Consider the following 25,321-nt stretch of genomic DNA (forward strand, 5'->3'; position numbering starts at 1 on the left):
AAATTTTGGTTATACTTCATATTAGGTACCTCCTTGTTATTTTGAGAGTCGTGTTCATGAACAATCGACATCTTGTATTTTATCAGGAGGTACTTATTTTTTCAAAGTTCATTCTTCCTTATTTTTTATTCATTACAGGAATGCTCCATAATCTAAAACCTAAATAAGAAAGCTATAGAAAGCAATATATTTTAAAACTCAAATACTATTGAATGCTATCTACGCTATATTGAACGGCTTTAGGTATTTTAACGCCATTTACTGTCGTAAGACCTTGATAATAAGTGTTATAACCTGTCATTGCGTTTCCATTATATACCCTATACACATCATAACGCTTTACATAGACTGAATATAAATCATAATTTATGGCACCATAATAATCACGACTGTTATAAGGAGCAGGAGGCCCTGTAAATTGTTGTGTCAAAGACCAAGTATAAGTATATGTTCCGGAAGATGTTAGCCCAAATCCAGCTTTAACAACATCCTGAATTCCAGCTTCAACTGATGTTGTAAAGACAATAGTACCAGATACTGTTTTTGTCGTAGTTAAAGTTTTAGTTGTTCCTCTTGCCACTGAAATCAAAAAGATGTCGTTGCATCTTGGTCCAACATTATAAGCAGATATAGCGCTATGATCATAATAATAATAAGAATGATCATATTCTTCATGTATTGTACCCATTGGATAGACAAGATTATTTGTAACTAATGGACTAGTTTTTGAAAGATTAGCATCCACAAAAGTAACGATTGTACCAACCTTATCAGTAGGTTTTCCGACTACTTTCTCTTCAGAATTCGGAATCGCAACACCTGAAGAAAAAGCAAAGCTAAAACTTGAAATTGTAAAAAGCACAACAATTAGAAGCAGTGAAATCAGTTTTTTTAACATACTTTACATCTCATTTTTTGTAGTCATTACGCTTCTCGGTACCAAAAAGCATATTGACTATGATTTTATCTTCAGGGAATGGCGCCAATTTCTGTTAATGTTATTATAAACCAATTATCCTTACTTGGGAAGGTGCTAAATTAGGTCAATTTTTCTGTAACACTTTGTCAATCTATGTAATATATTGTCGGAATCGCGACCGTTTTTCGGTCATCAATAAACTTTAAAAAAAACAGGCATTAAGCCTGTTTATGATCCTAATTCATCAATTTTTTTATCTCCTCTTTTGACAACTCTGTAATCTCTGCTATTCTGTCAATGTCCATACCTTCTTTTAACAACTTCTTTGCTATTTTTATACTTTTTTCTTTTTCGCCTTTTTCTATTATCATTTTGTATGTTTCTGATTCTTCAATCCTAAACATTTTTATCACCTCCGAAAAAACTTTTTCAATAACTTCTCTTTTAAAAATTATACCTGACAATAATTCAGCCTTAAATGCAATGTCTTTCTTTTTGTTTATGTCTAATGGAATATCTTTTATAGCCTCAACACATCTTTCCAGATATTTTTCTCCTTCTTCTTTCCTTCTATTTTTGTCCATCAACGGAAGAAGCGAATACAAATCATAATAGTCTGTCTTCAAAACATCAGTATATTTTATGTCGCCAACATTTATTATTCTGTATTTATAATCTAATGTGTTTTGTTCTCTAAAGTCGTAGCTTAAGCTATTTGCCATTTTTACATTATCTTTTCCTATATATAGGACTGACTATCTGATATGGTAAGAGATTATGCTTTTCCATTATCTCCATGGAATATCGTAACATCCTGTAAGGCATTTTTCCGTCATTTTCTGATTGAAATTCTATATGCACAGCCACATTTCCTTTGTCTGTTGTGCATTTAAATATCATATCGCTGTCTCTGCGTTCTACTCTTGCAAATTCTATATTTAGTTCATCGATTTTTGTGTATTGGAGACCTAAAAAATAGCATCTTACCTTTATTATATCATACGAATATTAAAAATACAGATTATTGCCGCAATATTTTATAATGAGGTTTTGTAACAATACTGTAACCATATCTCAAAAACAGATTTTACTTACAAAAATTTTTGTTAAATATCTCACATAAAAAGTTTTATGATATAATCTATTTAACATGCTTAAATTTTTATGGGCAAGCATGGACGAGGGAGGGAAGAAATTTGCTCATCTTATTTGACACAATTATAGATGAATGCCAAAGAAAAAAAGTCGAAGATATATATGTAAATTACAGCAGAGATATGTTTAAAGTGGCATACAACATTTTAAACGACTATCAATTGGCACAAGATGCGGTCCAATCTGCTTTTATAAATATTATCAATTATATTGAAAAAATTTCTGATTATGACTGTAACAAAATAAGAGCATTAGTTGTTATTATAGTTAGAAACATCTCAATAAATATGTACAATAAAATAAAGCGGCAAAAAAATTTATTTATTGAAGATGCGGATGAAATTTTCCATGATGACTCAGAGCCGTTTGACGAGAATATAATAAACGGTGACATTTTTAGAAGAGTATCTGAAAAGGTAAAGGAGCTAAAGACAGAGTACGCAGACATTATTTCTCTAAAATACTACTACGGCTACTCTAATAAAGACATCGCAAATCTTTTAAACATCACAGAAGACAATGTAAGAGTAAGACTGTATCGCGCGCGGCAAAGCCTTAAAGATGCTTTATACCAGTATAAAGGAGATGTGGAAATATGAAAGACCTTTACAATGAAAAGCTAAAATCTGAAAGCAAAATATTTGAGGCATTGCTGGAATATGCAGGGGCTTGCCATGTAAACAACATAATTAATGACTTGGAAGAAGCCAATGATGAAGAAATGCCTTACCCTGAAGAATTAAGCATTAAAATTAGACAGATGTTAAGACATCACAAAAGAAAAGAAGCAGTCAAAAAATTCTTCACATCGGCAAAAATGATCTTCCCAAAAGTCGCGATATTCTTCTTTGTGGTTTTTATTGGCTTCACTGTGGCGATGACGACTGTTTCTGCTTTTAGAGCTCGCGTCTTTAACCTCATAATTGAAATCAAAAAAGATTATACAGACATAAAATTAAAAGAAAACAATGAACCCAGTACGTCTTCTTCCACATCGCTGGTTCCATCCAACTGGAAAAATGAATATTATCTTTCATACGTGCCACATGGGTTCAAGATAAGCAAGGTAGAGTCACAGGAGGTAACCAAAATCATTCAATACACAAATGGCAAAGGCGATTTCATAATTTTCAGTCAAAGCTCTAACGAAAACACTGACATGATGGTTGACACAGAAAATGCTATCACGCAAAAGATTGATATAAACGGCTATGAGGGCATCTTGATTCAAAAAAACGGTTTAAACACCATCGTATGGCGTAAAGACAACAACTTATTCTCCTTAATGTCGAAAATCGATAAGAACGAACTTATAAAAGCTGCCAATAGCATCAAACTGAAAAAATAATTTATTTTAACTGTAACAAAATTAATGCTTATTTGTCTAATATATATGGAGAAAAAACTAACATAGAGGGGATTTAATGTTGAAGAAGAATTTTATTAGAACATTTTTAATAGTCTTTTTTATCATAGTAGTAAACTATGCAATATTTTACAGCATATTTTCTCTGTATATGTCCATTCACCCATAACAAAAAAGGAGTCTTGGTCTTCCAAGGCTCCTTCATCACACTTATTTCTAAAGTTTCTAAAAGCTTTCAGTTTTAACACCTTTATAATCATTTTGTGCCAGCTTGCTGTGCCTATATCCATAAAAGACATATACGACAATCCCCAACACAAACCATACTATAAACCTTATCCACGTCTCAAGAGGAAGCGAAACCATTAAAAACACAGTTGATGCAATTGATAAGATAGGCACTAACGGAACAAATGGACATCTAAATTTTCGCGGAAGTTCAGGCTTTGTGTACCTCAAAACAATAACAGCTACTGATACAAGGACAAATGCAAACATGGTTCCTATATTTACAAGTTTTGCAAGTTCATCGATGGAGAAAAATCCTGCAACAACTGCTGCAAATAGTGCAACTATTATCGTACTTGCAACAGGCGTCTTATGCTTTTCATGAAGTTTTGAAAGAAATGGCGGTAAAAGTCCATCTCTTGACATAGCAAAGAATATCCTGGTCTGTCCATACATCATCACTAAAAGAACCGTCGTTATCCCTGCTATCGCACCAAAAGAAACTAATCCCGACGCCCAGTTTATGCCGAGGCTTGTTAATGCAAATGCCACAGGTTCAGGTGTATTAAGTTTTGTATATGATACGACACCTGTAAGAATTGCAACGACAATTATATACAAAATTGTGCTTATTCCTAAAGACCCTAAAATTCCTATAGGCATATCCCTTTCAGGGTTTTTTGTCTCTTCAGCCGCAGTTGATACCGAATCAAACCCAATGTAAGCAAAAAATATTATTGCAGCACCCGAAAATACTCCTTTCCATCCAAACGGCAAAAATGGCTTCCAGTTTGATGGATGTACATGCCATACAGCGACGGCTATGAAAAACAATATCACCATCACTTTAAATATAACAGCGATATTATTTAGTATTGAACTTTCTTTTGTGCCAAAAAGCAGGATTATTCCCAAAAGCAATACTATGCCGATAGCCGGTAAATTTATTATTCCACCAGGCGCAGAGCTTGCCGAATTTGCAGCCCATACAGGTATGTTAATGCCAAAGCTGTGAAGCAAACTTGTAAAGTACCCTGACCAACCTAATGCAATGGCAGGTATAGCGAATGCGTACTCCAATATCAAATCCCATCCTATGATCCATGCGAATATCTCACCAAGTGCCACGTAACTGTAGCTATACGTAGATCCTGCCGCGGGAAATGTAGATGCAAATTCTGCATAACTTAGTGCGGCAAATGAGCATGCAATACCCGAAAGAACAAATGACAATATAAGACCTGGTCCTGCATATTTTGCAGCCGCAACGCCAGTCAACACGAAAATACCTGTGCCGATTATGGCGCCAATGCCAAATAAAATAAGGTCAAACCATGATAGCGATTTTTTCAATGCGTGCTTTTTGTCCTGTGTGTCATCTATTATCATTTCAAGAGATTTTTTTCTTAATATATTTGAACTTCCGGCTTTTTCCTTGTGAGCCATTTTATATTAATCCCCCCAGTTTTAATTAAATTTAACTATTTTAAATTATTTATTTAAAATAGGATATTTTATTTTATTATAATTAAAATTATAACGAGCCGCAAATAACTTTTTCATAACTATTAAAATTTTTTTGCAAAAACAAAAGACGCTTACTCGTCATTTTTTCGGCGGCCTTGGTCCAAAATACTGATAATATGTGGTTTTTATCATGCCATTGTATAGCTTCCTTCTTTTGCTTGCATCTCTTCCAAAAAGTTTTTCAAAATTTTCATGCGATGTTATTATATAGTAGGACCACGTATCAAGCTTTGAAAATACTTTCCCCATCTCCCTATACAATTTCTCCACCTCTTTTAATTCTCCCATTCTTTCACCATAAGGCGGATTGCAGATTATTATGCCATATTTATCATCGGTTTTCAGATCTTTCAAAGATCGCTTTGAAAATCTTACATAATCACTGACACCGGCCTTTTTGGCATTGTCTATAGATAATTTTACCGCATCTTCATCTGCATCATATCCACTTATATTAAGTTTTACATCTTTTTTGATTAAATCAAAAGCTTCATTTCTCACGTCAGTCCACAGCTTTTTTGGAATCTGCCTCCATCTTTCCGATGAAAATTGTCGATATAGCCCTGGAGCCATATTTGCACCAATTAAAGCAGCTTCAATAGGTATAGTTCCTGATCCGCAAAACGGATCGATAAGCGGTCTATCATATCTCCAATAGCTTAACATTATCATGGCAGAAGCCAAAGTTTCCCTTAAAGGCGCCACATTTGACACAGCTCTATATCCTCTTTTATGAAGCCCCTCTCCACTTGTATCTATCATAAGTATAGCCTTGTCCTTCATTAATGAAAATTTTATCTTGTATACTGGACCATTTTCCTCAAACCACTCTCTTTTGTACTTCTTCTTGAGCCTTTCCACAACTGCTTTCTTCACTATCGACTGGCAATCAGGCACACTAAAAAGCTTCGATTTAAGAGAGTATCCATCTACAGGAAACTGTCCATTTTCAGGAATCCACTCTTCCCACGGCAAAGACTTTACACCTTCAAAAAGCTGGTCAAACGTGGTAGCTGTAAATTCACCAACTTTAATGTAGATTCTCTCGGCAGTCCTTAACCACAAATTTGACTTACATATAGCAGCTATATCGCCACTAAATGTCACTTTCCCATCTTCTACTTTTACATCATCATAGCCTAAAGATCTTATCTCATTAGCCGTAACTGATTCGATTCCAAAAAGTGTAGGTGCTATCAATTCTATTTTTGACATATCACTATCTCCCATTTATTAATTCCAAAATTAATTTTTCACTACACAACAACATATTAAATGTTGCAGAAAATGAAAGCCCTATCTAAACTATCTGCATCTTCAACAATATCAAATTTTCTATTCATTACTCTGACACTTTTAAATCCAACCATTTTTAATTCATTTACAACTTCGTCTAGTGAAAAACTCATTTCATGAACTGTTTCTTCATATTCTTCATACAGCCTTCCTTCTTTCTTTAAAAAGGCAGTAAATGTTATAAAAGCATTATCTCCAAAAGATATGCTTTTGGAAATATAGTAATCGCCGTTTGAATACTTCCTTATATGGATATTATTCCAATTATCTCTCAAATCTTTCAATGTATTCATGTCAAACATGAAAACTCCGTTTTCTTTAAGATGACTTTTAACACAGCTAAACATAGATTTCCACTTTTGAAAATCCGTCATGTGATTTATAGCATCAAATGTACATGTAATGAGATCGTATTTCTTGCCTAAATCAAAATCGCTCATATCGCCAAGATGAAACTTTATATCGTAACCATACTTTCTACAATTTTCAACTGCCTTCTTAAGCATTTCTTCAGATAAGTCAAGACCTTCCACATTTATGCCATCTCTTAAAGCACCTATACAAAAGACCCCAGTTCCACACGCCAAATCTAACATCGTCTTAACATTAAATCCAGCATTGTCTAAAAATCTTTTAAAATCTGGCCACAACTCCTTCGCGTAAGAATCCCAACCTAATCTATCGTAAAATTTAGCAAATTCGTCGTACATAAAAACACCTCTTAATTATTTTTCCCATTATTCTTCTATATTATATTATCACAACGCTTAAGTCAATTTTGTTATTCAACCGCTGTGTGTTATAATATTAACACATGTGAATAACTATATTCAATAAATAATCATTATCCAAGAGGTGAAAATAGTTGAAACCATTATCTATAGACGACAAAAATGTTTTTGATGAATACTTTTATGCATATCCACCAGAAATATCGGAATACACATTTACAAATCTCCTTATGTGGAATCACGTTTACGACATTAGATATGAGATAATCGATGGGTGTCTTTTGATTGCTTCAGGCAATAACGTATTTCCTCCTGTAGGTCCACCTGAAAATACATTAAATGCACTGGAAAAATTTTGTGAAATGCTTAAAAAAGATTACTCTGAAATCAATCTAACTCGCTTTGACAATGATTTTGCCTCTAAGATTAGAGAAAACTTTAATGTTGAGATGGAGCCAGATGAAGACAATTTTGACTACGTGTACAATACACAAGATCTCATCAATCTTTCTGGTAGAAAATATCACAATAAAAAAAATCATATAAACAAATTTTTAAAAACTTATGATTATACATTAGAAGCATTATCTTCTGTAAATGCTTTAGAATGCTTAAAATTTACTGAAAAATGGATTTCCTTAAAAGACATAGAGGAAAATCCCGGAATATTAAAGGAATTTGATGCGATAAAAAAAGTTCTGGAAAACTACGATTTTTTTAATGTAAAAGGAATTGTATTAAAGATAAACGGAAAAATAGAAGCATATTCATTCGGAGAAAAATTAAATCCAGAAACAGCAGTGACTCACATAGAAAAGGCAAATCCAGAGATTAAAGACGCATACGCATTTATAAACATGTGCTTTGCTAAGCTAATGTCTGAATACAAATATATAAACAGGGAGCAAGATTTGGGAATCCCAGGCCTTAGGTATGCAAAGAAGTCATACCACCCTGCAAAGATGATATTGAAATTCAAAGGAAAGTTGCAAATTTAAAACTTTAATAGATTGAATTATTATAATTTTTGTATTATAATGTGCATAACATTATTTTTGGGAGGTGCCGTGAATGTCTAAAAAGATGGATATAGTAGAGCTTCTTCATGAAAACAGCCGTCTGACAGATAAGCAAATATCCATAATCACTGGACTCAGCGAAGATGAAGTAAAGAATATAGTAAAAAGCCTTGAAGAAGAAAAAGTCATATTAAAGTACAGCACATTGGTCAATTGGGAAAAAACCGAAAAGGAAGTAGTGCGAGCACTTATTGATGTAAGAGTCACACCGCAGCAAGGACAGGGCTTTAATGCTATTGCTGAAAGAATCGGACAATACGATGAAGTAAAATCTGTATCTTTAATCTCTGGCGGATATGACCTATCAGTAGAAGTAGAAGGTAAAACCATGAAAGAGATAGCTATTTTCGTAGCAGAAAGACTGGCTCCTATTGACGGCGTATTAAGTACAACTACACACTTCATACTTAAAAGATACAAACAAGATGGGGTGTTTTTTACAGACGGTCCTGAAGACAAAAGATTGGTGGTAACACCATGAATAATAAATACATTTCAGATGTAGTAAAAAATATTCCACCGTCTGGAATAAGGAAATTCTTCGATCTTGTTACAAATTCACGAGATATTATCTCTCTCGGTGTTGGCGAACCAGATTTTGTGACGCCATGGACTGTGCGAAAAGAAGCCATAGATGTGCTTGACAGAGGTGCCACTACGTATACGTCAAACCTTGGACTCTTAGAATTAAGAGAAGCCGTATCATTCTTTCTAAAAAATCATTACGGCTTAAATTACGATCCTGAAAAGGAAATAATGATAACCGTAGGCGCCAGTGAAGCCATAGACTTAGCGCTTAGATGTCTTATTAATGATGGTGATGAAGTTTTAGTGCCTGTGCCAAGTTATGTCTCTTATTCACCTTGCATAGAGCTTACAAGAGGAGTGCCAGTATACGTACCTACCTATGAAGAAAACAATTTTATAATAACACCTGATGATTTGAAATCAAAAATAACCAGTAAGACAAAAGCACTTATACTTCCATATCCAAATAATCCTACAGGTGCTATCATGAAAAAAGAAGACTTAGAAGCTATAAAAGACATAATAATAGAACATGATCTGATCGTAATATCTGATGAAATCTACAGTGAACTTACTTATGACGGAAAACACGTAAGCATAGCTTCACTGCCTGATATGAAGGAAAGGACTATCGTTTTAAACGGATTTTCAAAAGCTTTTGCCATGACGGGTTGGAGATTAGGATATATAGCAGCGGAACATAGCTTCATAGAGGCTATGAATAAGATTCACCAGTATACGACAATATGCGCTCCCATAATGGCACAATACGCAGGCATAAAAGCGATATACGAGTGCGAAGATGATATAGAAAAGATGCGCAAAACTTACGATCAAAGAAGGCGTCTCATAGTAAATGGCTTCAGAGAAATAGGATTTGATTGCTTTGAACCAAAAGGAGCTTTTTATATATTCCCTTCAATTAAAAAAACAGGCCTTTCATCTCAAGAATTTTGCGAAAGGCTTTTAAAAGAAGAAAAAATAGCCGTCGTACCAGGAGATGCATTCGGTCCTGGAGGAGACGGATTTATAAGGGTATCTTATGCGTATTCTATCGATAAGATTATGAAAGCTCTTGAAAGAATAGAAAGCTTTGCTAAGAGAGTGTTTTAAAAAAGTAGGTTTCCCTACTTTTTTTGCTTTACTGCAGAAAATTTAGGACAACTGGAAGAACAACTGCCGCAATTGCATTGGCCAGAAGTGCTTTTCTTTATGTTTTTGTAAAGAATAAACACCGCTGCAGCCACTATTGCTACAGTTGCAATCACTTCAATAATCATAGGCCCACTCCTTTTATTAAAATATTCTCAAGATTAAATTTCCACCATTGTAAACTATAAATGAAACTACCCAAGCTAAGACTAATTGATATGCTACAGAAAATGCCGCCATCTTCCCACCGTATTCCTTTTTCATTGTGGCAATCAGAGATATACACGGTGTGTACAAAAGCACAAAGACGAGAAAGCTAAAAGCTGAAATCGGCGTAAAAACCGTCGGCAAAATCTTTATCAAATTTCCGCCGTATATAACCCCCATAGTTCCTACTACCACTTCTTTTGCCATTATCCCTGTAAGAAGCGATACTGAATTTTGCCATGAAGCAAAACCTAATGGTATAAAGATAGGACTTATGAATCTCCCTATATATGCGATAAAGCTTTTGTCTATTTCCGTCATGCCTGAGAAATTAAAGTTTGATAAAATCCAAACAATTATAGACACGGAAAAGATTATAGTACCTGCTTTTTTTAAGAATCCCTTGCCTTTTTCCCACGTGTGTACTGCCAATGACTTAAGTTCAGGCAACTTATACTCAGGAAGTTCTATTATAAACGGCTCATCATCTTTCTTAAATATGGTATTTTTGAAAAGTATGCCTACTAAAAACGCCATAATGATGCCTAATGCGTATAAAGATGCAACAACCAAAGCTTCGTGACCTTTAAACAAAGCACCAGCCATAACCAGATAAATAGGCAACCTTGCATTACAAGACATAAGCGGCAAAAGAAGAGCCGTCATCTTTCTGTCTTTTTCACTCTCTAAAGTTCTCGTTGACATCACACCAGGAACATTGCATCCAAAGCCAATTATAAGTGGAATAAACGCCTTTCCGGATAACCCCATTTTCCTGATTATCTTGTCCATTAAAAAAGCTACTCTTGCCATATATCCGCTGTCTTCTAAAAAAGATATACACAAAAACAAGGCTAAGATCACGGGAAGAAACACTATTACCGATCCTACGCCGCCAATGATGCCGTCAACGATAAGTGACTTAAACCAGCCATTTGCACCAGCTAACAAAATATTAACATGCGGTACAAACCAAGCATTGACAAAACCGTCCAATAAATCTGCCAATGGTTGGCCCACCCAGCTAAAAGTAAACTGAAAAATTAAATATATGATGGCTATAAATATCGGATATGCCAAAAATTTATTTATTAGGATTTTATCCAATCTCTCCGTAATTGTAACTGTGTTTTCAGATGTGTACGTAACACACTGTGATAAAATGCCTTCTATATACTTATATGTTTCAGCTTCACTTTTAAAGCCTACATTATTACGATAATGATTTTCATTATCATTTATTGCTTTTGAAAAAATGTCATTCGATAAAAGTTCCTTAATCTCGTCTACACCCTTTCCTTTTGAAGCCACAATAGGAACAACCATGACACCAAGTAATTTAGACAATTCTACATAATCAATCTTTATTCCTTTTTTCTCGGCAACATCAACCATATTTAATACCAATATGATAGGTATGTTGAATTCTTTAAGTTGCATAGTTAAGTACAAATTTCTCTTAAGATTTGAAGCATCTACTATATTTAATATAAAATCAACATTTCCGCTTTCCAGAAAAGACTTGGAAATTTTCTCTTCGTTGGAGTAAGTATCCATTGCATAAATACCAGGTAAGTCGACGATTTTTACATTGTCATTTATGAAACCTTCTTTTTTTTCAACGGTGACACCAGGCCAATTGCCTACGTGCTGGTTTAACCCAGTAACCAGATTAAAAAGAGTTGTCTTTCCAACATTAGGATTACCAATCAAAGCGGCGGTTGTCATTCGTTTCGAATCAGTAACTGCCATACGCCCCCTCCTTCATTTTTTTAAATAACGTCTTTTACGACGATATTCTTTGCATCTCTTTTTCTAATTGCTAAATCAAAACCCATAAAATTTATTATTATAGGATCTCCTAAGGGCGCAAAGCTTTTGACTTTTACTTTTACGCCTTCATTTGCTCCAAGAGCACGCAATCTTTTGGCTAACTTTTCGTCACCTAAAATACCACTTACTAAAGCCGTTTGCCCTGGTCTTAAGTCGTATACGCTCACCACTACCACCCCTTCGTTGATAATCATTCTCAATTTCTGATTCTATGATACTATATATTCCCCTTCGTGTCAATAAAATATAAAAATAATATTTATCATATCTTTATAAATCTATGCCATATCTTAAGAATTTGATTTTCAAGGGGATCCAAAATGCCTTTTAGATATTTCACAAGCTTGCTGCTCAAAAATCCTATGACAAATCCAGCTACGACATCTACAGGATAGTGAACTCCAACATATACTCTCGCTATAAGCAGTAAAACCGTCAAAACCATCATAGTAGCACCAAGGAACTTATTTCCTTTTAGCTGAGTAAATGCAATAGCAGAACCTCCTGATAGATGATCACTTGGAAAAGACGCATCACTTGGATGTTTAATAAGCAAATTCACTTTATGTGTAACAAAAGGTCTTGGTTCAAAGTAAAATCTTGAAATGATAAAATTCGCGCTCAGTGCTATGACTGCAGCAAAGAACTCTTCCATCGATATCTTTTTCCCATCATCCTCTCCAATAAACCATTGGATAACCATTATCAGCCCATATATAATAGGAGAATACAAAGCAATAAATATCATCACTTTATCTAATATACTATGATGACCTGCAAATCCATTGATAAATTGAAAAATAGCGTAATTCATTTTCATCACCTCGTATTAAGATTTTAACCTTCAATTCTTAAAATAAAATTAGATACAGATTAAAAAATAATTAAAATTTCTTGACAAATACGATAAACAATTATATAATCCTAAATAGTAAATTATTCTTATTTAGAAGGAATGAGGGATTATGACAAAGGAAGATATTTTAAAAACCATAAAATCCAACAACTTTAAGATAACTCCTCAAAGAGAGCTTATCATAAACATAATGCTAAATTCCAATGGTTACTTATCTGTAAGGGAAATCTACGAAAAAGTAAAAAGTTCATTTCCACAAGTAAGTTTAGATACTGTATACAGAAATTTAAGCCTTCTAAAAGATATAAATGTATTAAGTGAAGCAACTATAGGCAACAATATTATGTATGAAATTCACAAAGACATGCATGAACACATAATGAAATGTCTAAAATGCGGAAAGGTCTTTGAACTGGATATATGTCCCATAGATCTTTGCCGAAACAAACTGGATGGTTTTGAAGTTGTAGACCATAAAATCGAGATCACTGGATACTGCAAAAATTGCAAAAATCACGAGGAGGATTGTTGATGAAAAAATTTATTTCAATTTTTTTGGCGATTTTGATAGTGTTTAGCTTGACGTCATGCAATACGAAAATTTCAAAAAAGCCCAGCAAATTAGCTGTATATGCAACTTTTTATCCCTTATACGATCTTACAAAAAAGATTGCAGGTGATAAAGCCACAGTTCAAAACATAATACCACCAGGCGTGGAGCCACACGACTGGGAACCTACGACAAAACAGATAGCAGACATAGAAGGAGCTTCTCTCGTCGTGTATTTAGGACTTGGGATGGATTCATGGATAAGCAAAGTAGAATCGTCTGTATCAGGACCTAAATTTGTAAATGTGTCAAACGGTATTGACGCTATAAAAGTCGGAAATGCTGTAAATCCTCATGTATGGCTCTCTCCAAAAGAAGCACAAATATTAGCAAAAAATATCAAAGATGCTTTAGTAAATGCTGACAATAAAAACGCAAAATACTACGAAGATAATTATAATACTTTGTTAAATACATTAAAGCAGTTAGACAGTGAATACACTGAAAGACTTAAAAACACCAAGACAAAGACATTTATAGTCTATCACAGTGCCTTTGACTACGTAGCGAGAGATTACGGCTTAAACCAAGTATCTATTGTCGGTATGAGCGAGGAAGCTGAAGCAAGTCCTGCTAAAGTTGCTGAAGTCATACAACTTATAAAAAAAGAAAATATCAAGTACATCTTTACAGAGCCATTGACATCACCTAAGCCGATCCAATCAATTGCCAGCGAAACAGGTGCAAAGGTATTACCGCTAAATACTATTGAAGGGCTTACTAAAGATGAAATGAAGAAAGGATACGATTATATAAAATTGTTACAGCAAAACTTAGACAATCTTCAGAAAGCATTAAATTAGATTAATGAAAGGGATTTTTATGGGTAAAATAGTAGAGCTTAAAGATGTTAGTTTTTCTTATGATGATAAAAAGGTACTTAACAATATCAATCTAACTATCGATGATGGCGAATTTGTAGGCCTTATTGGGCCTAATGGTTCAGGCAAAAGCACACTTGTAAAGATCATGATAGGAGATCTTACACCTTCATCTGGCGAAGTCCTCATAAATGGGATAAACGTAAAAGACATGAAAAATAGATCTGTAATCGGATATGTCCCCCAAAAGTCTTATTCATTCAACGCTTCTTTTCCAGCAAGTGTAAAAGAAGTCGTCTCAATGGGGCTTTATGGAAAATTAGGGTTGTTTAAAAAACTTTCTAAAGATGACTGGGAAATCGTGAATAACGCTTTAAAGACTGTCGACATGATTGATTACAAAGACAGGCTTATTGGAAATCTGTCCGGAGGCCAGCAGCAACGGGTATTTATAGCAAGAGCTCTTGTCAGCGATCCTAAGATTTTATTTTTAGATGAACCGACGACAGGCATAGATGCAAAGTCAGAAGACACTCTCTATAAAATACTTGATACTTTAAATAAGGAAAACAAAATAACGATTATCATGGTCACTCATGATGTATGGGCCATATCCGACAAGGTATCTCGAATCGTATGCATGGGAAATGGCAGACTATATGACAAATGCGACACTTTAGACTTCTCAAAAAAAGAATTAGCAGAAATATATGGATACCCTGTCAAACTTGATATGCACCATCACCAAAGTGAAAATATCAATAATCGACTTTAGATTGAGGTGTTACAATGCTTAATATTTTTACATACGACTTTATGATTAGGGCATTTCTTGCAGGTGGATTTATATCGATAATAGCTCCATTGGTAGGCAGTTTCTTAGTGTTAAGAAGGCTATCGCAGATGGGGGATACTCTATCTCACGTAGCACTGGCAGGCGTAGCAGCAGGATTTCTCATAGGTATAAATCCTACAATCGGCTCAATAATCTTCGTAATACTGTCATCTTTTGGTATTGAACGCTTGAGAAAATCATACTTTAGATACTCGGAAATATCTATTGCCGTTGTCATGTCTGCAGGAATGGCAATCGCAGTAATACTTCTAAGTTTATCCAGCGGAAGTCCTGCAAACATAATGAATTACCTTTTTGGGAGCATAATATCAATTAATAACACTGATGTATTGCTATCACTCATACTTAGCATTGCAGTAATAACTTTAATTTATATCTTCTACAAGGAGCTTCTATACATTACATTTGACGAAGAAGCTGCTTTGATATCAGGTATTCCTGTAAACTTGGTAAATATAATATTTACCATGATTGTGGCCGTAACCGTAGCAGTTTCCATGAGAATAGTAGGAGCTTTGCTGGTATCAGCATTGATGGTGATACCAGCAGCAGCCAGTCTTAAAATAGCCAAAAACTTCAGACAGACCATTTTTTACGCCATACTGTTTTCTTTTATATCTGTATTCGCAGGCATAATACTATCTTTTTATCTCAATCTTTCACCAGGCGGCAGCATTGTAATAGTTTCTCTCATAATCATGGGTTTAGCAAGCATAAAGAAGGCAGGTAACTAACCTGCTTTTTTTGTTTTTAACTTGGATAATAAAATGTACTGACTTTAAGATTTTCGTTTAAGTCTTTCTCTATTGGCTATATCTTAAAAATATATATCCCACATACAAAAACAACAAAGTAGCAATCACATCTATTATATTAGATATATTTGCAAAAAGCTCTATGTATTCCAACTCCTAAAACCTCCTAACTAAAAAAATCCATTAATATATCCAACAAAAATTTATGGAAAGTACACATTTCGCTTTAAATATATTTTTTTGCCCATTAATTCTACCACATTATCACCTAATTTCTTTACTGAAATATCATAAACATGATCTTTACGAAGTAAATTTTTAACAAGCAAAACACCTTTTATGATTTCTTTTTCCTGTCTTACAACAATTCCATAATCAGTAGTAGCGCCGTAATTTGATCTATAAACTATAACGGAGCTTGATTCAAACCTAATATTATGGATCGGCATAAACGCCTCATTTACATTAAGAGTAATAGTAGCAAATAAAATAATGACTGCAGTTGTTGCACTTATCAACATTAATATTATTGAAATCACACTATTCACTACCTTTGCAGAATTATGTTTAAATCTAAAGCCATTTATTAACAATATCAAAGGTATTATCTGAATACACAAAGAAAAAATATCGTTTAATTTTAAAGACTTAAATCTTATAAAAGGATAAAAATAATCTAAATTCAATATCCATAAAACATAAATAGCCAATAGAACTATATGGATAATATATTTATTGTTGCGAATTAAACTATTCACTAATATCACCTATCTTTTATATTTAAATCCAATATCATTCTTTCCTATCTAAAACAGATGGAAAAATGCAATCACATCCTTTCCATGTTTGCAATATTTATCAATTGGACTAAATTTATCTTGCAACTTGCTCTCTCTCAATATAAGACAAATTTCTAAGGAATTTGTTACAGTTTTTTATAAAAATTTTTTTAAATGGTTCTCATATTCTTTTGAGAAAAATAAGTTAGCGTCTTCCAAACAAATACAAAAATGCATAAGCAGGAATTTTTACTATTGGTACTTTTGTCGAAACCTTAACTTTCCCATAATCTTCTGGCCTTTTTGTTACTAATATTGCTGAATCAATATTTTTTTCTTTTTTGCTCATCTCAACAATGGCATCATTCTCGGAAAGTGTCGTATCTTCTCTGAATTTCACTTCGATTAAGGATTTATTATGTGGGAATTCAACCACTACATCAATCTCTTTTTGATTATCATTAGCTTTTCTAAAATAACCTATTCTAGCATTTGTTTGCAGGTAAAAATTATAGATATGTTTAAAAACTGCTGTTTCAACCGTTATTCCAAGTTCTTTACTGTCTAAGAGTATATTGTCTATCATTAAAACTGCATTTCTTAGGGCAGGGTCGGAAACGTAAATTTTGGGTTTTGCTTTTAGAACTTTTTTACCGCCTAATTCTATAGGTAAACTTTTATAAATCAAATTTGCATTTTCAAGAAGATGAATATAGTTTTCTAATGTTACTGTTGAAACATCTCCAATTTCTTTACTTATCGTTGAAATACTTATAACATTTGCAGAATTAAAACATAGGTACAAAAAAACCTTCTCTAACACTGCTAAATTTCTCACATTAAACAAGGAAGGTATATCTCTTTTAATAACTTTATCAACCACATCTTCTCTTAACATTCTTTGCACTAAAAATTGGTCTTCTGAGAATACAAATTCAGGAAATCCTCCTATTGTTAAATACTTATTAAAGTACTTTTGCAATGGCATAAGTAAAAACATAAGCTCATTTAACTGAGAGTCATTTAAATTTGAAATTTCATTTAAGTTTAAATTTGGCAAATTGGTTGGTCTTTCTGGAACACCAAGTATTTCGCAAAATTCATAAAAAGAAAGAGTAGGTACAGAAATCACAGTCCAGCGGCCAACACCACTTTCTTTTGTACCTTCAATAAGTGCAGGAGAAGCTGAACCTGTAGCAATAATTCTCCAGTTTGGTTTGGTGTCATAATAGACTTTTAACCATCTGTCCCAATCACTTGCATATTGAATTTCATCTAAAAATATATAAGCCTCTTTTTCTTCATTTATGGTAGTTTCATAAAGATTAATAATTTGGTCAAAAGAACTTAATTTAAATAAAGGATGATCAAAAGATACATATAATATCTTTTTTGGGTGCACTTGATTTTTTAAAAGAGTTTCTATCATTTGATATAAAATTGTAGTTTTACCTACACGACGTGCACCTGAAAGTATGACATATCTTCTGATAGTTGGATGCATTAGTAATTCAAATGCCTGATGATAGACTACTCTCTTTACGGGTTTGGATAGATCTTGAGGGAAATATCCTTCCCTCCACCATGGGTTATACGAGTACAAAATCCTTAATATATTTTCTGAGCTTGTAATAGACATTTTTATCACCTCTAATATAATATTATAACACATACTTCATATTTTTATACAAAAAATATGAAGTATACTTTATATTTTATATGTAATTTTTAAAACTACATTTTAAATTATTAATTCAGTATCTTTCTATAAAAAAATAAACTGGCGTTTGAAATCTTCATACCAGTTTATTTTATTCATCTAATTTAATTTTGCACTATATTTATGAAGTAGAATACTCAAACACTTCTGTTTCTTTTGATATGAAGATGTCAATTGGCAACACCCAAAAGCCTCCATTTCCATCTATGTCTATTCCTGATGATTTTTTGTATGCGGACCATGGGACTTTTGAGCAATACCAGTTTTCATCATCGTTTTTGTCAGCCCTCCAATTGTAGGGCTTTCCAACAAACTTTGACACTTCATCAATAGCTTTTACTCTTTCTTCTATTGTGGCCTTTGGAACTGTCAGCCCCCATGCCTCACTGAAATTTTCTCTGTAAAACCTTATTGTCTCATAAATCACACCTTGATCCGGCTCTGCCGTCAAGAGGCATTTATCATCGATGCTTCCATGATATCTTCTGCTATCAAATATCGCAGCATGTCTTATTGCACCTTGCACGTGAAAACCCGGACTTGTAGCAACTATTATGTCCCCAATTGCAAACTTGTCGAATGATATGCTGTTTTTATAAACAACCTTTTCACTGCTTCTTGAAGGAAACTTCACACCAAATACTTCTTCAGAGTTGATGTTTTTAATTAAATCGTATAAACTTACATAGAATTTATTTACTTCTCCTGCATCCAATGGTTTTGATATCATGATAGCTCCATTTAGGGTGAGAAATCTTTTATAAAAATCCTCCTTTTCAAAGAAGCTTTTCCTTTTTAAGTTTTCTTTAAAATTAAACTCTTCAATATTCACACCAGATATTTCAATCTGTTTCGGCATTTCACTACTACTTGATAGATATTTACTGTTAGGCAGTATGAGCATTCCTACATCCCCCTTCTTAATAATCTATGCTGTCATAGAAGGGTTTTGTGCATGTCTCATTTAATAATATCAAATACCATTTTTATTGCATATGCAATAGCAACACATATTAGTATAGGTCTAATCAATTTTGCGCCATTTTTTATTGCCACTTTAGTGCCAAATCTGGCACCAACTATCATAGCTATTGCCATAGGGATTGCTGCAGAATAAATTATCTTACTGCTTATAGCAAATAGAACCAATGATGTAACATTGCTTACAAAATTGAGTATCTTTCCATTTCCAGCACTTATTCTAAAATCATATCCCAGTAATATTATAAATAAAAAAATATAAAAAGAGCCTGTACCAGGTCCAAAAAAGCCATCATAGAAACCCAAAACTATAGATATAATAAGTCCAATTGCTATCGTCTTTTTATTAACACCTTCAAAATTATTTACACTTCCAACATTTTTCGATAGCAATGTATATATTGCAACAAATATCATCAATATTATTATGATGATTCTCAATTTTGAACTGTCCAATGACAAAACCGCTTTAACGCCTAAAATTGCTCCTATTAATGTCCCAAAAACGAGATATTTCAATAAATTGATATCATATACTTTGTATTTTATGAAAGTCATAGAGCTTGTAAAAGACGCACAAGTCGATGCAAATTTATTAGTCCCAAGAGCATATGCAGGAGGTACCCCTAAAACCATAAGCCCCGGAAGGCTTATTATGCCTCCTCCACCTGCTATAGAATCAATAAAAGCAGCAATAAATCCTATTACGCATAATGACAATACATATTTTAATGGCAAGATATCTTCCCCCAAAATACATGGCGTAATTTTATGTAGAACTTTTAATGCTAAGTAACAGGTCTTTAATCTCTTTATAGTTAGACATGGTAAATACCATTTGCTTTATCTTTGAAGCACCGCGGATTCCTTTTAGATACCATGCTATATGCTTTCTCATCTCCAATATTCCTATATGTTCACCTTTGTATTCTATCATCATGTCAAGGTGCCTTAAAATCATATCAATCTTTTCACTTACAATCGGCTCTGGCAGTAGTTCACCTGTATTTAGATAGTGAAGAATCCTTTTGAAAATCCATGGATTGCCTTCTGCCCCTCTGCCAACCATCACCGCATCACATCCTGTCTCGTCTATCATTCTTTTTGCATCCTCCGGTGAAAACACATCTCCATTGCCTATTACAGGTATTTTCAGATTATCCTTTACTTTCTTTATTATATCCCAGTCAGCATTACCTGAATAAAACTGCTCTCTCGTCCTGCCATGAACCGCAACCGCTTTTACGCCGCAATTTTCAGCCATCTTAGCAATCTCAACAGCATTTACATGAGCATCATCCCATCCTTTCCTTATCTTTATAGTTACAGGCTTTGAAGAATTTTTCACCACAGCTTTAATTACATTTTCTGCCAATTCAGGTTTAAGCATCAAAGCCGAACCATCGCCATTTTTTACTATTTTAGGCGTTGGGCATCCCATGTTTATATCTATCACCTTTGCATTTGATGTATTTAATCTCTTTGCGATTTCACCCATTATATAAGGATCAGAGCCAAATATCTGGAGCGCTACATTTTCGTCATCATCTATATCTGTAAGAAATTCCGTATTTTCACTTTCATAGTAAAGGCCTTTGGCACTGACCATTTCAGTGTATGTAAATCCACATCCCATCTCACTGCATATACACCTATAAGGCTTATCTGTGACACCTGCCATAGGCGCCAAAAACACATTGTTTTTGATTTCTACGTCTCCTATGTACAACTTCCTCTTCATTCCCTTCTTGCTAAGTCCACATTATCATATTTATTCTTCTATTATTCTATCATTATATTTGTATCTATCCAACTGCCTCTTATGCTGTTTATGTATAGCAAAAGGGAAAGCTGCCATCTTACAGCCTTCCCTTTTTACTAAGTTTATTTTTCTATTTTGTGTATTTTGCATAAACAAATCCGTATACGCCGTTATACTGAACCTTGTACCATCCGTCGTATTCGCCGACCACTTTTAATTCATAGCCGTACGGTACTGCTCCTATTTTTAGCGCGTTTATGGAATTATTCACTCTGATATTAAGTCCGTCTTTAGCAGTCACCTTCACCGATTTTAATACGGCTACATTTGTTAAATCTGGCGACGAAGCTACATACTTGCCATATACATAACCTGTTTTTCCATTGTATTCAATCTGGTACCAACCATCATTTTCGCCTATTATGTTGATAGATTGACCAGCTCTTACTACACCTATCACTTTATAATTTGTACCAGCACCTGAACGCACATTTAAAGCTGATGCTGTGACAATGCCTTTACTTCCAACATTTCCTTCTGAAACTGGTGTCTTAGATATTGTCCAGTAGTTGTCGACAACAGGATCTATAGTACCTTTCATTTTTATATAACTTATCATTAAGTTTCTTACCTGACCATCATCACCGTATGCTTTAGCTGAGTCAAAGACTATTACAGGATTTGTAATTCCTGCTGCCTTCATAAAACCTCCGCCGCCATTAAATCTGTAGTTGTTTATTGCAACAGTAAATACATCGTCATCTTTCACTGGTTTGCCATTTACTGTCAAATTCTTAATCCTGTTTCCGACAGGCTGTGTAAGATCTATGGTATAACTTGCTCCGTAAAGCTGATCAAGGTTGTAATCTGGTATATTAAGGGTCTTATCCTTTGTTATAGGATCATCTGGAGATTTGACCTGCTGATAATATCGTGCAGACCATTCCATCCAATCCTTTAACTGTTTACCAGTCATCTTTATTCCGTACAAGTAATTTTCAAACACATATACGCTCATCATGTCTTGTATTGTAACATCGCCTTTTAATATCTGAGCAGTGCTGCTTAACGGTGCGGCTATTGAAAGATCCGTCTTTGCATAGTATTTTTGTACTTTGTTGATAAGATCCATCAAGGCTGTTTCCTTTGTCAACTGATCTTTTCCTAAGAAGTCACCAGAAGCTGTGCCTATCTTGGTTCCTACGTATTTGAGAGTCGCTTCTTGGTATGGCTCTGCAAGCTGCATTATGTTTTCATCAGGTTGTATTGAGCTATTCATCGCAACAGCTTTGCTTGTTTTGCTGTCAATTGTCCATTTCCCATTTTCATCTTTAGATAAGTTGAAATCTATCCTTGAAACGTATTGTCCCCATTTGCCAGGCTCTGTCACTATTACATCTTTACCTTCTGGGTTTTTAAATGTATCCATTTGTATTACAACATGTGTATGTCCAGCTATTATCGCATCTATCCCATTTACACCTTGAGCTACAGCTTTTACCTGATTTTCTGGTATAGTATCTGATGGGCTTTCTTCGCCAGAGTGCATAGCAACAACAACTATGTCTGCCCCAGCAGCTCTCACTTTAGGTACCCATTTATTTGCTTCTTCTACAAGGTCATTAAATTTAAGCCCCGCGTAATGAGATTTGTCTTCCCATGAAGGAATTTCTTTTGTAGTAAGTCCTAATATGCCTACTTTCACATCGCCCATAGGTGTAGTTATCGTTTTAATGTAGTAAGGCTCTACAAAGTTGGTGCCATCATCTTTGTAAGTATTTGCAGATAAGACATGGATGTTCTCCTTTTCCATATTAGCAATTACTCTATTTAAGACATCCAAACCATAATTGAATTCATGGTTCCCTAACGTCCACGTATCGTAGTGCATGGCGCCCATAGCCTTCGCCATAGGGTATTCAGACTTTGTGTCAATTTTGTCGTAGTAGTATGAGAGTGGCGTACCTTGAATTGTATCACCATTGTCTACTAATACGACGTTTGGATTTTCGGATCTTACTTGATCAACATAGCCTGCTACCTTTGCAAGGCCTTGATTAGCTTCTTTTGCACTGCTGTAATCCCACGGCACCAGATTCCCATGTACATCAGATGTGGCTAAAACTGTTATAGTCGTTTCATTAGAAGCTATCATTGTGGCAGGAGATATTCTATTGTCTATTTTCGCCGTTATATGACCTTGTGCCTTTACTGCATCGATAAATGCATCTCTCACCAATTTCTGCGTATCTATGTAAGACTTTTGCACATCGGGATCAGTAAATTCTGTAAAACCATCTCCACCAGTTCCCATAAAATTATTCGTTGCTACAAGATATCTTGCATTCATGTCTATTGGTGTACCATCAGATTTCTTCATGTCAAATACTCTATTCATTGACGGTTTACTTGGATCGTACTTAAATGAAAGACCTGCAACCTGAATGCCTTTGCCACCATCCTGAACCGCTTGTTCCAATACTTTCTTAATCTCTGCACCAGTCATGCTTACTGTGACAATGGTATTGTCAAATGGCATCAACGTGTACATTGTTCCAACAGTGATGTCGCCTTTTAATACGTCAGTTCTAAGTCCACCATTGTTTCCAAAGGCAAAATCAGCATTTACAGCATTCTTAACGACTTCTGACGTCCAATTTCCTAAAATCGAATCTCCAAAAGGATTTGCACTTTGAGTTCTCGTCAAATCTACATCTGCAGTGCCAATGACTTGGCTAAATAACGGCCCAGCGTCTTGTATAGCTTTATCTACTATACTTTGAACATCTTCATCAACTACTGGTGTTTTCGTATTGTAATAGCTGTAATCGTCGTTGTAAACCATATCTCCTGCGCTTATAGTACCATCGCTATTTACTGTTATCTTAAGATCTATAAAACCCATGCCTGCATTGTTGGCAACACCTACAGGTATTCCATTTACTCTGGTTGTGACAATCGTATGTGTATGACCACCAAATATAGCATCTACGCCTTTTACGTTCTTAGCAAAATCAATAAGATTACCTGTTGTCTCACCTGTATTCTTATCAGTCGTAGCTCCCATATGCGCCAAGACAACTACAATCTGCGCACCATCATTTCTTAACTGCTGTGCAAGATTATTTACAATTGGCACAGGATCTTTAAAATCTACATTACTTATGAGAGATGGCAAAATTATAGACGGGAATTCTTTGTTATCAACGATTCCAATGATGCCGATCTTTACTCCATCTCTTTCAATTACAACGTATGGTTTCGTGTAACTTACAGGTTTGCCTGTAGTTTTGTCGTATACATTGGCTGCTAAAACGGGTATTGTAGATCCTTTTAAAACTGCATTATTAGTGTCTATAACAGAATCAATGCCCCAGTCGTACTCGTGATTTCCTAATGTCATTGCATCAAAGCCAATGCTTTTCATCATATCAATGACAGGCTGTCCTTTTAAAACGTTTGAAAGAGGCGTACCTTGAAACATATCTCCTCCTGATAGTACGACAGTATCAGGATTTGCTGCCTTTATGTCTTTTATTCTTTTTGCCAATACAGATCCTCTCTCTTGGGTGATAGGTGTTCCATCGCTTAATTTACCTGATGCTTGCAGATACCCGTGGAAATCAGTGACTTCTACAAAATCAAATGTCTTTGATGTAGCTGCGTATGATATCTGAGGCATACTTGAAAATACCATGCCAAATACCATCACAAATGTCAAAATGATACTTAAAACTTTGCCTCTACCTTTTAACATATAAACCCTCCTACTCCTTTTATTATTTGAAATATTTTTGAGTATAAACGTAATCCCCCCTTATGTCATATCCTTTAAACACAAATGCATTGGAAACGTAGATGTGCATTAACATAAAATCAACAAAATCTTAGCTGCTTTGACGATTGGTACAACTTATTACAAGATTAATATAACAGACAATTATAAAGCTATTATTAAGTATGTGTTAAAATCATGTAAAACTTAAATTTGTGCACAATATTAATTGTAATATATCAGATGTCAGACAACTTTTAATATAATTTTATATCTTTATAAAAACAATTACAAACCCCAAAATTTACTTCTATCCAAAATTATACACATTTATCTTAAGAATCCTCTCAATATTAAAAAATTATTCCAATTTGCTATAAATTAT

General features: G+C 34.3%; 23 protein-coding genes and 1 pseudogene. 9 read left to right on the forward strand and 15 right to left on the reverse strand.

The features are described from left to right. Positions 1-205: 205 nt before the first annotated feature. Entirely contained in the window at positions 206-898 is a 693-nt protein-coding gene (locus HNR52_RS02015) for a hypothetical protein (RefSeq protein WP_435619547.1), read from the reverse strand. Between the two features lie 257 nt (positions 899-1,155). Beyond that, positions 1,156-1,915 (reverse strand): annotated as a pseudogene (locus tag HNR52_RS02020) (Rpn family recombination-promoting nuclease/putative transposase). Between the two features lie 200 nt (positions 1,916-2,115). Here HNR52_RS02020 and HNR52_RS02025 point away from each other — a divergent pair. Both HNR52_RS02025 and HNR52_RS02030 read left to right on the forward strand, forming a co-directional pair. Beyond that, entirely contained in the window at positions 2,116-2,673 is a 558-nt protein-coding gene (locus HNR52_RS02025) for an RNA polymerase sigma factor (protein ID WP_435619548.1), read from the forward strand. Continuing rightward, positions 2,670-3,422 (forward strand): DUF4367 domain-containing protein, encoded by a 753-nt coding sequence (locus HNR52_RS02030; RefSeq protein ID WP_435619549.1) that lies wholly within the window; start codon positions 2,670-2,672, stop codon positions 3,420-3,422. The genes HNR52_RS02025 and HNR52_RS02030 overlap by 4 nt, the downstream gene beginning before the upstream one ends. Before the next feature lie 243 nt (positions 3,423-3,665). Here the strand turns inward: HNR52_RS02030 and HNR52_RS02035 are convergent, their stop codons facing one another. From HNR52_RS02035 to HNR52_RS02045, 3 genes are all read right to left on the reverse strand, one after another. Beyond that, positions 3,666-5,114 carry an amino acid permease gene (locus tag HNR52_RS02035; RefSeq protein ID WP_435619550.1) on the reverse strand — a complete coding sequence of 483 codons (1,449 nt, stop codon included), beginning with the start codon at positions 5,112-5,114 and terminating at the stop codon, positions 3,666-3,668. A 159-nt stretch (positions 5,115-5,273) separates the two neighbouring features. After that, complete coding sequence (locus HNR52_RS02040) at positions 5,274-6,410, reverse strand: THUMP domain-containing class I SAM-dependent RNA methyltransferase (RefSeq protein WP_435619551.1); 1,137 nt, start codon at positions 6,408-6,410, stop codon at positions 5,274-5,276. Positions 6,411-6,466: 56 nt separating this feature from the next. Then, positions 6,467-7,201: a class I SAM-dependent DNA methyltransferase gene (locus tag HNR52_RS02045; protein ID WP_435619552.1), complete on the reverse strand. Its 735-nt coding sequence runs from the start codon at positions 7,199-7,201 to the stop codon at positions 6,467-6,469. A 155-nt stretch (positions 7,202-7,356) separates the two neighbouring features. Here HNR52_RS02045 and HNR52_RS02050 point away from each other — a divergent pair, with 155 nt between their 5' ends. From HNR52_RS02050 to HNR52_RS02060, 3 genes are all read left to right on the forward strand, one after another. Then, on the forward strand, positions 7,357-8,220 hold the full coding sequence (locus HNR52_RS02050; RefSeq protein ID WP_435619553.1) for a DUF2156 domain-containing protein: 864 nt from the start codon (positions 7,357-7,359) through the stop codon (positions 8,218-8,220). Positions 8,221-8,293: 73 nt separating this feature from the next. Then, positions 8,294-8,782, forward strand: a complete 489-nt coding sequence (locus tag HNR52_RS02055; protein WP_013788726.1) for an Lrp/AsnC family transcriptional regulator — start codon at positions 8,294-8,296, stop codon at positions 8,780-8,782. Beyond that, positions 8,779-9,942: a pyridoxal phosphate-dependent aminotransferase gene (locus tag HNR52_RS02060; protein WP_435619554.1), complete on the forward strand. Its 1,164-nt coding sequence runs from the start codon at positions 8,779-8,781 to the stop codon at positions 9,940-9,942. Before HNR52_RS02055 ends, HNR52_RS02060 begins: the two co-directional genes overlap by 4 nt. 14 nt (positions 9,943-9,956) lie before the next feature. Here HNR52_RS02060 and HNR52_RS02065 read toward each other — a convergent pair whose 3' ends face one another. The 4 genes from HNR52_RS02065 to HNR52_RS02080 all read right to left on the reverse strand — a co-directional run bounded on the left by HNR52_RS02065 (position 9,957) and on the right by HNR52_RS02080 (position 12,835). Beyond that, the gene (locus tag HNR52_RS02065) at positions 9,957-10,109 is read right to left on the reverse strand and encodes a FeoB-associated Cys-rich membrane protein (RefSeq protein ID WP_013788728.1); all 153 of its coding nucleotides are present in this window, start codon (positions 10,107-10,109) and stop codon (positions 9,957-9,959) included. Positions 10,110-10,125: 16 nt separating this feature from the next. Next, positions 10,126-11,940 carry a ferrous iron transport protein B gene (gene feoB / locus HNR52_RS02070; RefSeq protein WP_435619555.1) on the reverse strand — a complete coding sequence of 605 codons (1,815 nt, stop codon included), beginning with the start codon at positions 11,938-11,940 and terminating at the stop codon, positions 10,126-10,128. A 20-nt stretch (positions 11,941-11,960) separates the two neighbouring features. Next, the gene (locus HNR52_RS02075; protein WP_041592123.1) at positions 11,961-12,188 is read right to left on the reverse strand and encodes a FeoA family protein; all 228 of its coding nucleotides are present in this window, start codon (positions 12,186-12,188) and stop codon (positions 11,961-11,963) included. A gap of 95 nt (positions 12,189-12,283) precedes the next feature. Then, positions 12,284-12,835 carry an undecaprenyl-diphosphatase gene (locus tag HNR52_RS02080; RefSeq protein ID WP_435619556.1) on the reverse strand — a complete coding sequence of 184 codons (552 nt, stop codon included), beginning with the start codon at positions 12,833-12,835 and terminating at the stop codon, positions 12,284-12,286. A gap of 151 nt (positions 12,836-12,986) precedes the next feature. Here HNR52_RS02080 and HNR52_RS02085 point away from each other — a divergent pair, with 151 nt between their 5' ends. Genes HNR52_RS02085 through HNR52_RS02100 form a run of 4 tightly spaced genes read left to right on the forward strand, consistent with a single transcriptional unit; the run spans position 12,987 to position 15,898 of the window. Next, positions 12,987-13,409 carry a Fur family transcriptional regulator gene (locus tag HNR52_RS02085; protein ID WP_435619557.1) on the forward strand — a complete coding sequence of 141 codons (423 nt, stop codon included), beginning with the start codon at positions 12,987-12,989 and terminating at the stop codon, positions 13,407-13,409. After that, positions 13,409-14,290, forward strand: coding sequence for a metal ABC transporter substrate-binding protein (locus HNR52_RS02090; RefSeq protein WP_013788733.1), 882 nt, complete (start codon positions 13,409-13,411; stop codon positions 14,288-14,290). Before HNR52_RS02085 ends, HNR52_RS02090 begins: the two co-directional genes overlap by 1 nt. Positions 14,291-14,309: 19 nt before the next feature. Then, positions 14,310-15,083: a metal ABC transporter ATP-binding protein gene (locus HNR52_RS02095; protein WP_013788734.1), complete on the forward strand. Its 774-nt coding sequence runs from the start codon at positions 14,310-14,312 to the stop codon at positions 15,081-15,083. Positions 15,084-15,097: 14 nt separating this feature from the next. Next, complete coding sequence (locus HNR52_RS02100) at positions 15,098-15,898, forward strand: metal ABC transporter permease (protein WP_435619558.1); 801 nt, start codon at positions 15,098-15,100, stop codon at positions 15,896-15,898. Positions 15,899-16,122: 224 nt separating this feature from the next. Here HNR52_RS02100 and HNR52_RS02105 read toward each other — a convergent pair whose 3' ends face one another. From HNR52_RS02105 to HNR52_RS02130, 6 genes are all read right to left on the reverse strand, one after another. Then, a complete protein-coding gene (locus tag HNR52_RS02105; protein ID WP_435619559.1) occupies positions 16,123-16,629 on the reverse strand; it encodes a hypothetical protein in 507 nt (168 codons plus the stop codon). A gap of 274 nt (positions 16,630-16,903) precedes the next feature. Next, on the reverse strand, positions 16,904-18,337 hold the full coding sequence (locus HNR52_RS02110) for an ATP-binding protein (protein ID WP_435619560.1): 1,434 nt from the start codon (positions 18,335-18,337) through the stop codon (positions 16,904-16,906). 202 nt (positions 18,338-18,539) lie between these two features. Further along, positions 18,540-19,277, reverse strand: a complete 738-nt coding sequence (locus HNR52_RS02115) for a YiiX/YebB-like N1pC/P60 family cysteine hydrolase (protein ID WP_435619619.1) — start codon at positions 19,275-19,277, stop codon at positions 18,540-18,542. A 101-nt stretch (positions 19,278-19,378) separates the two neighbouring features. Beyond that, entirely contained in the window at positions 19,379-20,137 is a 759-nt protein-coding gene (locus HNR52_RS02120; protein WP_013788739.1) for a TSUP family transporter, read from the reverse strand. A 31-nt stretch (positions 20,138-20,168) separates the two neighbouring features. Next, positions 20,169-21,140 carry a tRNA dihydrouridine synthase DusB gene (gene dusB, locus HNR52_RS02125; protein WP_435619561.1) on the reverse strand — a complete coding sequence of 324 codons (972 nt, stop codon included), beginning with the start codon at positions 21,138-21,140 and terminating at the stop codon, positions 20,169-20,171. 151 nt (positions 21,141-21,291) lie between these two features. Beyond that, a complete protein-coding gene (locus HNR52_RS02130; RefSeq protein ID WP_435619562.1) occupies positions 21,292-24,918 on the reverse strand; it encodes a 5'-nucleotidase C-terminal domain-containing protein in 3,627 nt (1,208 codons plus the stop codon). Positions 24,919-25,321 lie beyond the last annotated feature (403 nt).

It is taken from the genome of Thermoanaerobacterium thermosulfurigenes (assembly GCF_051201035.1).
In the GTDB taxonomy this organism is placed as follows: domain Bacteria; phylum Bacillota; class Thermoanaerobacteria; order Thermoanaerobacterales; family Thermoanaerobacteraceae; genus Thermoanaerobacterium; species Thermoanaerobacterium thermosulfurigenes.